The organism is Tissierellales bacterium, assembly GCA_035301805.1.
Taxonomy (GTDB): Bacteria; Bacillota; Clostridia; order Tissierellales; family DATGTQ01; genus DATGTQ01.
This window is the reverse complement of the sequence record DATGTQ010000280.1, coordinates 1-9126: the sequence shown is the minus strand read 5'-3', so window position 1 is coordinate 9126 and position 9126 is coordinate 1. Positions and strand designations below refer to the sequence as shown.

Annotated in this window: 10 protein-coding genes; 9 read left to right on the top strand and 1 reads right to left on the bottom strand. The window is 30.6% G+C overall.

The window, feature by feature from the left end:
* From VK071_13785 to VK071_13745, 9 genes are all read left to right on the top strand, one after another.
* The coding region (locus VK071_13785; GenBank protein ID HLR36385.1) for an ABC transporter transmembrane domain-containing protein at positions 1–358 on the top strand (358 nt) is incomplete at its 5' end.
* Between the two features lie 85 nt (positions 359–443).
* Positions 444–1178 (top strand): ABC transporter ATP-binding protein, encoded by a 735-nt coding sequence (locus VK071_13780; protein ID HLR36384.1) that lies wholly within the window; start codon positions 444–446, stop codon positions 1176–1178.
* A gap of 471 nt (positions 1179–1649) precedes the next feature.
* Positions 1650–2915 carry a S41 family peptidase gene (locus VK071_13775; GenBank protein ID HLR36383.1) on the top strand — a complete coding sequence of 422 codons (1266 nt, stop codon included), beginning with the start codon at positions 1650–1652 and terminating at the stop codon, positions 2913–2915.
* 208 nt (positions 2916–3123) lie between these two features.
* Positions 3124–4209 (top strand): pyruvate dehydrogenase (acetyl-transferring) E1 component subunit alpha, encoded by a 1086-nt coding sequence (gene pdhA, locus VK071_13770; protein HLR36382.1) that lies wholly within the window; start codon positions 3124–3126, stop codon positions 4207–4209.
* On the top strand, positions 4209–4868 hold the full coding sequence (locus VK071_13765) for a hypothetical protein (protein ID HLR36381.1): 660 nt from the start codon (positions 4209–4211) through the stop codon (positions 4866–4868). The genes pdhA and VK071_13765 overlap by 1 nt, the downstream gene beginning before the upstream one ends.
* Positions 4847–5188 (top strand): transketolase C-terminal domain-containing protein, encoded by a 342-nt coding sequence (locus tag VK071_13760; GenBank protein HLR36380.1) that lies wholly within the window; start codon positions 4847–4849, stop codon positions 5186–5188. Before VK071_13765 ends, VK071_13760 begins: the two co-directional genes overlap by 22 nt.
* Before the next feature lie 16 nt (positions 5189–5204).
* Positions 5205–6506, top strand: a complete 1302-nt coding sequence (locus VK071_13755; GenBank protein HLR36379.1) for a dihydrolipoamide acetyltransferase family protein — start codon at positions 5205–5207, stop codon at positions 6504–6506.
* A gap of 20 nt (positions 6507–6526) precedes the next feature.
* Complete coding sequence (gene lpdA / locus VK071_13750; protein ID HLR36378.1) at positions 6527–7906, top strand: dihydrolipoyl dehydrogenase; 1380 nt, start codon at positions 6527–6529, stop codon at positions 7904–7906.
* 215 nt (positions 7907–8121) lie between these two features.
* Positions 8122–8871, top strand: coding sequence for a peptidylprolyl isomerase (locus VK071_13745; protein HLR36377.1), 750 nt, complete (start codon positions 8122–8124; stop codon positions 8869–8871).
* A gap of 52 nt (positions 8872–8923) precedes the next feature.
* On the opposite strand, the gene VK071_13740 is transcribed toward VK071_13745, so the two are convergent.
* A complete protein-coding gene (locus VK071_13740) occupies positions 8924–9052 on the bottom strand; it encodes a hypothetical protein (protein ID HLR36376.1) in 129 nt (42 codons plus the stop codon).
* Positions 9053–9126: the final 74 nt, after the last annotated feature.

Below are 9126 nucleotides of genomic sequence, written 5' to 3'. Positions count from 1 at the left end.
GTATGTAAAGATTCAAAAAAAAGCTATGATTGATTTAAATTTTTACGTATTAAACCATGTAGTAAAATTACCTGTACTTTATTTCAAAGCTACAAATAGTACGTATTTAAATCAAAGAATAAATGCTGACAGTAATACTGTTATATCATTTGTTTTAGGAAATATTTTAGAAGTAATAACCAATGCGTTAACTATTATATTTTTAACATATGTATCTATAAAAATTAATGTGAAACTGACTTTAGTTCTAATACCCCTTATTCCAGTATATGTATTTTTGTATTTCGCATTTAGAAAACCATTATATAAGCAAGGATATGACCTAAAAGAAAAACAGAATAAGTTTTTTCAAAAATGAATGAACACTTACAAAACATTAATTTAATTAAAAAAATGTAACTTTTAAGGAAGCACAAAACGAACTTGATAGTAGTTTCATGAGGATGTTTTTTTCATTATTAAAGCATACAAAAATATCTTATGTTTTTTCTAGTAGTAGTTCTATGACAATGACTATAGCTAGAATAATTATTTTCTTTTTTGGTGGTCTTGAGATATTAAATGGAAATTTAACTATAGGACAATTTACCATAATTAATAGTTATTTCTCTATGATAATGGACAGTATAAGTTATTTTTTAAATCTAGGGAAGTCATACCAGGATGCTTTAGTTTCTCATGATAGATTAGAACAGATACTGGATGAACAGAAAGAAATAAACGGAGAAATACAGATGGATGGGATAGATACTATTGAACTTAATAATGTTTCTTTTTCATACGATGATCATAAAAATATAATAGATAGCTTTAATTATAAATTTGAAAGGGGAAAAGTCTATTGCATTGTTGGAGAAAATGGAACTGGGAAAAGCACCCTTATAAATTTAATTTTAGGAATCTTTAATGATTATTATACTGGTGAGATATTTTATAATTCAACAGATGTTAAAAAACTAGATATGTATTCCATTAGAAAAAAATTCATAGGAATTAGTGAACAAGAACCTAAATTAATCAATGATACAATTTTCAATAATATAACCTATGGAATAGATACTTATAATTATGAAGAAATTGAAAAACTTTTGGAAAAATTAAACTTACAGATGGATAAGTTTAACCAGGGAATAGATACAAATATCTATGAGGCGGCTAAAAATATATCGGGAGGATAAAAACTGAAAATATCTTTAATAAGAACTTTCTTAAAAAGACCAGATGTAATAATTTTAGATGAGCCAACATCAGCTCTAGATACTGATAGTGTACAAAAGCTAAGTTATCTTATACAAACGGTCAAAAAAGATAAAATTATTCTAATAATAACTCATAATAAAGAATTTTTAAATATAGCGGATGACATAATTGATTTGAATATGAGTAAAAATAAAGAATTCATTTTTAATAGTGTTAATTAGTTTAAATAAATACCCTTTTGAATGAAGGGATGTGTTATTTTGATAGACCTAGTTAATAAACAGGATTTTACATTTCCTAATGTTGGATGTGGACATGTAGATGCATGTGGTTGTTATTTAAGATCATGTCAATGCAACGGATCATACTGTGAACCACAACCATATTCTTCAAAAGTGACACCTTTGAGTGATAACGCAGAAATTTAATAAATAAGGAGTATGTTCAACATGAAGAATAAAAAGATACTAATTATACTTATTATAGCTATAGTATTAATTTTAGTTGCTTTTATTTACAATAATACAAACAAATTAAAAGAATTAACTACAGAAGAAAAGCTAGAGGATTTTAGATATATGTATAATATATTCGAAGAAAATTATCCCCATTTTTATGAAGTAAGGAAATTACATGGTATTGATTGGCTTAAGTATAAAGAACATTTTGAAGATAGAATAATTAAAACAGAAAGTAATATGGAATTCTTTAATGAGTTAAATTATACATTGAGTTTTCTTGATGATTCACATGCGGATGTTATATCACCTGCATTTTATTATTCTTATTATTCTATGTTTTATGATTATAGAGAAAATAAAGAAGATAACGACAATATATATAAAAAGCTTAAGCCTTGGATTGATATTTGGTTATCAGCAGAGAAAAAATATAGAGATTGGTATGAGGTGTTTAAAGAAGAATTTCCAGATGAATATAAAATTGAACTAGAAGAGTTTTCGAAAAGTATTGATATAGATAATGTTATCACTAAAATTATAGAAGATGAAAAAATAGCATATTTAAAAATAAAATCTTTTTCTATAGATTCAACTGAAGAAATTATAAATTTTTTGAAAAGCGTTAAGGATTATCCATATTTAATAATAGATATTATGGATAATGTCGGAGGTAATGATTTCTATTGGAATGAAATGTTTTTGTCTTTGTTAAATGAGGACAAGAAAATCGAAAACCATTATCTGGTAAGGGGTGGGGAATATTTGAATCAGTTTCTTGAATCGGAATTATTTTCTGGTTTTACAAAGGAAGATATAGATAAATGCCCTTATTATGATAAATTACCTAAGGAAATAAAGAAAGATTTTAAGTATTATATTAGTATGGAGCACCAATTGTTAAGTGAGCATTCAATAGGATTTGATGGAGAAGTTTTTTTATTAGTAAATGAAAAAAATTTTTCTTCTGCAGACAAATTAATAAATAATTGTAAAAAAGCTGATGTGGCTACAGTAGTGGGTTATACAACTAATGGTGGTGGAATAGGGGTTAATCCAATATTTATTTCTTTACCAAACAGTGGTCTTATAGTTAGATTTGAAGGTGAAATGGGTTTTAATGAAGATGGTACTTCAAACTTCATGGGTACTAAACCTGATATAGAAATTGAAAAAATTGGGGGAAAAAATTATAACCAAAAAGTAATACAGGAAACCATAAATATTATTCATTCTATTGAAGAGGAAAAAAGATAGTTATATATATATATGAAATATATGAAAAGCATAGTGGCAAAGTAAGAATCTTGTAATCTAATGATTACAAGATTTTTTTATGTGTATTTTAAATACTTTCTCCGCATAATATTAATATGTTTAATTATACAAACTTTGGATAGATATAAAATAAGAAAGATAATGAGAATCATTATCAATAAAGAATTGATAATAAGGAGGTAGAAGTATGCGTTTTGAAAATTATAATGAGTTTGAAGATAAACAATATAATATTTTAGACATAAATGGTCAGATTACTCTCCCAGAGGATCTTCCTTCTCTTAATGATGAGCAATTAGTATATCTTTATAAAACTATGATATATTCAAGAATTATTGATGAGAAAGCATTATCTTATCAAAGACAGGGAAGAATGTTAACCTATGCTCCTAATATAGGTCAAGAGGCTGCCCAAGTAGGTAGTGCCTATGCTATGGAAGAAGATGATTGGTTAGTTCCTTCTTTTAGGGAACTAGGTGCATTGTTAATTCGTGGTGTACCTCTTGAAAAGATTTATCTTTATTGGTATGGAAATGAATTTGGTAGTCATTTAGAAGCTGATATGAAGGTATTGCCAGTTTCTGTACCTATTTCTTCTCAATTTCAACATGCTACTGGTATTGGGATGGCTAATAATATTAAGAAGGAAAATAATGTTGTGGTGACTTATGTAGGGGATGGAGGTACTTCTCATGGGGATTTCCATGAAGCTTTGAACTTTGCCTCTGTTTTTAAAGTTCCTGTAGTATTTATTGTACAAAATAATCAATACGCTATTTCATTACCACGACATAGGCAAACAGCTAGTAAGACTATTGCACAAAAAGCTGTTGCTTATGGTATGCCAGGTATTTTAGTAGATGGTAATGATATATTTGCAATGTACTCTGCTACTAAAGAAGCAATAAATAGAGCAAGAAATGGTGAAGGACCAACCTTAATCGAAGCTTATACCTATAGATTAGGTGCTCATACTACTTCTGATGACCCTACTAAATATAGAGAAGATGCAGAAGTAGAAGAGTGGAAGGAAAAAGATCCGATATTAAGGTTTAAGAAATATTTATTGGCAAAAGGATTAATAAATGATGAGTGGGAAGAAAAAATAAAGAAAGAACTAAATGATAAAGTAGGAAAAATATTTGAAGAAATTGAAGGAAAATCAGATACAGAAATTGAGGATATATTTAAATATCAATATGAGACTATGCCTCCACAATTAGAAGAGCAACTTGAAGATTATAAAGAATTTTTAGAAGGAGGTCAAAAATAATGGCTAATACTTTAAATATAGTTCAGGCGGTTAATCAAGCTCTTATGAATGAAATGGAACTAGATGATACTGTAGTAGTTTATGGTGAGGATGTCGGTGTAGAAGGTGGAGTTTTTAGAGCTACAGTTGAGCTTCAAGAAAAGTTTGGAGAAGATAGGGCCTTTGATACTCCCCTTGCAGAATCTGCAATTGTAGGTACAGGTGTTGGAATGGCTATTAATGGACTAAAACCTGTAGTTGAACTGCAGTTTATGGGCTTTTCATATCCGGCCTTTAATCAAATAATAAGTCATGTTTCCCGCATGCGTAATCGTACTCGTGGTAGTTTAAGTGTTCCTATGGTAATTCGCGCTCCCTATGGTGGAGGAATAAGGGCTCTAGAACATCACTCGGAAAGTACTGAGGCATTATATGGCCATATACCAGGATTAAAGGTTGTAATTCCATCTACACCTTATGACGCAAAAGGCCTTCTTATAGCAGCTATTAGAGAACCAGATCCAGTTATATTTTTAGAACCAAAGCGTATTTATAGAGCCTTCAGACAAGAAGTCCCAGAGAATGCTTATGAAATTCCTATTGGAAAGGCAAAAATAATAGAAGAAGGGGAAGATATAACCATTATTACTTGGGGGCCATGGTACGGGATGTGCAATTAGCAAGTAAAATAGTAGAAGATAAGGGGATTAACCCAGAGGTTATAGATTTAAGGACTATTTCTCCAATAGATAGAGAGACTATTATAGAATCGGTGAAGAAAACTGGAAGGGCTATAATAGTTCATGAAGCTCCAAAAACCTTAGGAGTGGGAGCAGAGTTAGTTTCTATTATTAATGAAAAGGCTTTCTTATATTTAGAAGCACCTCCTACTAGGGTAACTGGATTTGATACTATTTTCCCATTAGCAAGAGGGGAGATGCATTATATACCATCTCCTGAAAGAATTGCTAAGACAATTGAAGAAGTAGTAGAATTTTAAGAGAGGAGGATATTTTATGAGATTTGAATTTCAATTTCCAGATATAGGTGAAGGTATTGCAGAAGGTACTTTGGTAAAATGGCTAGTGGAAGAAGGGCAAAATATAGAAGAAGGAGACTCTGTTGCAGAAGTAGAAACAGATAAAGTTACTACAGAAATACCTTCTCCAAAAACAGGCAAAGTTTTAGAATTGAAATTTGAAGAAGGAGGAGTTATAAATGTAGGTGATATTTTCGTTATAATTTCAATAGATTCAGAGGACGGTGGAGAAGACAAAGTAGAAGAAGTAGAAAAAACAGTTGAAAGGGATGATTCTCCAGAGGAAGAAGAAACGGCAGGAGTAGTAGGTGATATTATAGCTTCATCTGAGGAAATACCAGCTAGTACAGAAGGGCAAATCCCGGTTTCGAAACCAGGGAAAAGGAAGAAAGTATTGGCTACACCTGTTGCAAGAAAGTTAGCTAAAGATTTAAATGTAGATATAAATATGGTAGAAGGTACAGGACCAAATGGAAGGGTTATGAAGGAAGATATAAGGCAATTTAAAAATAATATATCTGGGGAAAAACCTGTGAAATATGATGTAGATATAGCAGATGAGAAAGATGAACAAGACGGAAAGATTGAAAGAATTCCACTTACTAGAATTAGAAAAACTATTGCAGAGCAAATGTCTAACTCTAGATTTACAATACCTCATACAACTGCAATGGATGAATTAAATGTTTCAAATCTTTATGAGTTTAGAAAGAAATATAAAAATGTATTAAGAGATGAAGGTATTAATATAACCTATCTACCTTTTATTATCAAAGCGATTATTATAGCATTGAAAGAATATCCTGAATTTAATTCTTCTTTAGATGAAGAGAAAGAAGAATTAGTATTGAAATATTTTTACAATATTGGTATTGCCACAGATACAGAAAGAGGTTTAATGGTGCCAGTGCTTAAGGATGCAGATAAAAAATCAGTAATTGAAATAGCTAAGGAAATTGATGATTTAAGTAGTAGAGCTAAAGATAATGAAATTTTAATTGAGGAACTAAGAGGAGGAACTTTTACTGTAACTAATTATGGTTCTATTGGAGGACTATTTGGAATTCCAATTATTAATTATCCTGAATCGGCAATTTTAGGTATAGGGCGTATTGTTGAAAAACCAGTTGTAAAGGATGGAGAAATAGCAATTGAAAAGGTATTGCCTCTGTCACTTTCTTATGATCATAGAATAATTGATGGAGCTAGTGGAGCCCGATTTCTAAATATCCTATCTCAAGCCCTTATGGAACCGGAAATATTATTAATGAAATCATAGGAAGGGAAGAAGGTGAAGAGATGAATAAATATGATCTTATTGTCTTAGGAGGAGGCCCTGGAGGTTATGTAGCTGCCATTAAGGCAGCTCAACTAGGGGGCAAAGTAGCAGTAGTAGAAAAAAATAAGCTGGGAGGGGTATGTTTAAACTGGGGATGTATTCCTACAAAGACTTTATTAAAAACCGCTAAACTTTATAAAGATATGTTAAGAGGAAAAGAATTTGGTATTGTAGGCATTGATGAATCTAAAGTAAAAGTTGATTGGAATTTACTTTTAAAAAGGAAAGATAAAGTAGTGAATCAATTAGTATCTGGTATATATACATTATTTAAAAAGAATAAGATTGATCTTTACGAAGGGAAGGGAACTATTTTAAATAAGAATCAAATTAAAGTTAATGGTGAAACTATAACTGGCAAAAATATGATTATAGGAATAGGTGCAGGAGAATCAGTTCCTTCAATACCTGGTCTAGAGGAAACACTGAAAACTGGAAAAATAATAAATAGTAAAGGTGCACTACAATTAGAAGAAATTCCTAAGGACTTAGTAGTAATTGGTGGTGGAGTTATAGCAGTAGAATTTGCCACATTATTTAATGCTTTAGGATCAAATGTAACTTTAATACAGAGGTCAGAACGTATACTTTCATCAGTGGAGGAAGAAATGGCTAGAACTTTGGAGAGACATTTAAAGAAGGAAGGCATAAATATACTAACTTCCACGAAATTAAAATCTATAACTGAAGAAAAAGTAGTTATAGAACATAGAGGTAAAGAAAAAGTATTTAAAGGAGATAAATACCTTGTATCATTAGGAGTGAAACCGGATTTATCAGAGATGAAAAATTTGAATTTAGAAACGGATTCCAAAGGGTTTATAAGGACTAATAATAGAATGGAAACTAATATAGATGGGGTATATGCCATTGGAGATTTAAACGGTAAATATGCTTTAGCCCATGTTGCTTCTGCTGAGGGGATTGTAGCAGCAGAAAATATTATGGGAATAGAAAGTACCTTAAATTATAATATTGTTCCTTCAGCAGTTTATACATTTCCTGAGCTAGCCAGTGTCGGAATGACAGAAGAAGAAGCAAAGTCTAAGGGCCATGATATTACAGTAAGCAAGTTTCCGTTAATTGCTAATGGAAAGGCATTAGCAGATGGTGAGACATTAGGTTTTGTAAAAATTATATCTGATAATCAATATGGAGAAATACTTGGAACTCACATTATGGCATCTAATGCTACGGATATGATTTCCGAGGCTGTAGTGGCTATGCAAATTGAAGGAACAGTTTATGATATAGCAAAGGCTATACACCCTCATCCTACTCTTTCAGAGATCATGGCAGAAGCTGCTTTTGGTGCAATAGATAAACCAATTCATATATAAAAAGCTCCCGGAAGGGGGTTTTTTTATTTTATGAAAAAGATCGACAAAGGTTATCTATATTGATAAAAGCTAAATTCATTGAAGGTAGCTTACTACAGACTCCATATTATTTATTATTTTATCTATTTAAGGTGGATCTGTTGACAAGGAAAATTCTATGTGATACGTTTTATATGCACTTAAATTGAAAATAATGAATAAAGGAGAATTTTATTATGAGTCAAGATAGGGTTTTGGCAACAGTTGAAGGAAAAGAAATAACTCAACAAGATGTATTTAGATTTTTAAATGAATTAGGACCACAAACTGCAGCACAATTTCAGTCACCAGAAGGAATGAAACAAATTGTAGATGAATTAGTAAATCAAGAGGTAATTTATTTAGATGCTATTGAAAATAATTTAAATGAAGATGAAGAATTTATTGCGGAATTGGAAAGAGTTAAATCCGTTGTATTGAAACAATATGCTATTAATAAACTTTTATCTAATGTTTCAGTTACTGAAGGGGAAATAACTGAGTATTATAATAATCATAAAGAAGAGTTTACGAAACCAAAGTCTGTTAAGGCTAGTCATATATTAGTAAAAGAAGAGGAAGAGGCTAATAAAATACTTGATGAATTAAATAATGGTTTATCTTTTGAAGATGCAGCTAGCAAGTATTCCCAATGTCCTTCAAAAGCTAATGGTGGAGATTTAGGAGAGTTTACTAAAGGGAAAATGGTTCCAGAGTTTGAAAAGGTTGCTTTTGAATTGGAAATCGGAAAGTTAAGTGAACCAGTAAAAACTCAATTTGGGTACCATTTAATAAAAGTCGTAGACAAAAAAGAAGCTGGTGTAAAATCATTAGAGGAAGCAAAAAGTCAAGTTTCTCAATTAGTTAATGGACTAAAGCAACAAGAGAAATATTTAGATAAGACTAATGAATTAAAAGAGAAGTATGAAATAAAACGAAATATGTAGAAAGATATTAGTATAAAAACCCCATTAGTTAAGGTCTAATGGGGTTTTTATACTAATATCTTTTATCAAACATTGAGCCAGAGAAGAGGAAAATTATTAAGATGATCAACAATAACGAGTCGTCGCCTCCCATTCCGCCAAGTAAGCCATTAAGTAATCCACCAGGTTTGTTTTCAGTCAAAAGTAACACCTCCTAATAGACTAAAATTATTTAACTCTTTAACAGTCTATGCAAAAGCTTTAAAAGTGTTATTA